The sequence below is a fragment of the uncultured Campylobacter sp. genome (genome assembly GCF_938045225.1).
GTDB lineage: Bacteria > Campylobacterota > Campylobacteria > Campylobacterales > Campylobacteraceae > Campylobacter_A.
In genome coordinates, this window is the sequence record NZ_CALINL010000183.1 from 1 (window position 1) to 1,088 (window position 1,088).

The 1,088-nt window shown below is 45.2% G+C and carries 1 protein-coding gene and 1 pseudogene; both read left to right on the forward strand.

Annotation, left to right across the window (positions count from 1 at the left end):
* A pseudogene (locus Q0200_RS06890) lies at positions 1–176 on the forward strand (flagellar motor switch protein FliM); the annotation flags it as partial.
* The gene (gene fliY, locus Q0200_RS06895) at positions 169–1,002 is read left to right on the forward strand and encodes a flagellar motor switch protein FliY (RefSeq protein WP_297939471.1); all 834 of its coding nucleotides are present in this window, start codon (positions 169–171) and stop codon (positions 1,000–1,002) included. The pseudogene Q0200_RS06890 and the gene fliY, both read left to right, overlap by 8 nt.
* Positions 1,003–1,088 lie beyond the last annotated feature (86 nt).

Here is a 1,088-nt window from a genome sequence, read left to right on the forward strand (position 1 = left end):
ATAGATTTAGAAAATCTATCCGTATAGAAGAGCTAATCAGAAGCGACAAAGACGAGATCAAAAACATCCTCGAGCAGTATGAGGAAGAACGCAGGTCAAAACTAATGAGCACTGAGCATGAGGACGAATACTACGATGATGATGATATATTAGGCGAGGATGAAAACAATGAATGATTTTTTTAAAATTTTCGTAAACGAGGTAAAGGCTACAATTGAAGGGCTAACGGGTAGGACGCCTGAAATAGGCGAGAGAAACGAATACGACGCACCCAAGCAAGAAGGCATAAAACCGCCTCTAGCCGTTGCAAATATAGCCGTTGGCGGAGATGCTACGGCAAAGATGCTGCTAGTGGCCACGCCGGTACTAATGAGCGCGATCGGCGAGTGGATGCTAGGAGAAGAAGAGATCTCGCGCAACGAAAATCTAAGCGAGGACGAGCTAGACGCCGCAAAAGAGGTGTTTTCAAATATTATGGGCGCGTTTTCTACGAGCCTTGGCGCGCAAAAGGGCATGCCGAAGCTCAATTTCGAGGTCGCGAAAGTAAATTTCCTCGACGAGAGCGCAAATTTTGATTTGAACGCGTTTGAAAAAATATACGTCTATTCCGTTAAAATCGGAGATGTCAGCGAGCAAATCGCCGTCGTGCTTGACTTTGTATTGGTTAAATTTTTAAATAAAGATCACAAAGAACCCGCCCAGCAAGCAACTGCTTCAAAAGGCGATCTAAGCATCGAGGAAATGCGAAATATTGGGCTCATCATGGATGTACGCCTGCCGCTTCACGTGCGCATCGGCTCAAAAAGAATGTTGCTAAAAGACGTGCTCACGATGGACATAGGCTCGGTCATCGAGCTAAATCAGCTAGCAAACGATCCGCTTGAGATCTTGATCAGCGACAAGGTCGTAGCTCTAGGCGAGGTCGTCATCGTGGACGGCAACTTCGGCATCCAGATCACTCAGATCGGTACAAAAAAAGAGCGCTTAGAGCAGCTTAGATAAGGTTAAATTTAGAAATAAGAGGCTAAATTTAGCCTCGCTTTAGCTCGGCGCGCTTTTTCTCAAATTTAACGGCATTTGTTTAAATT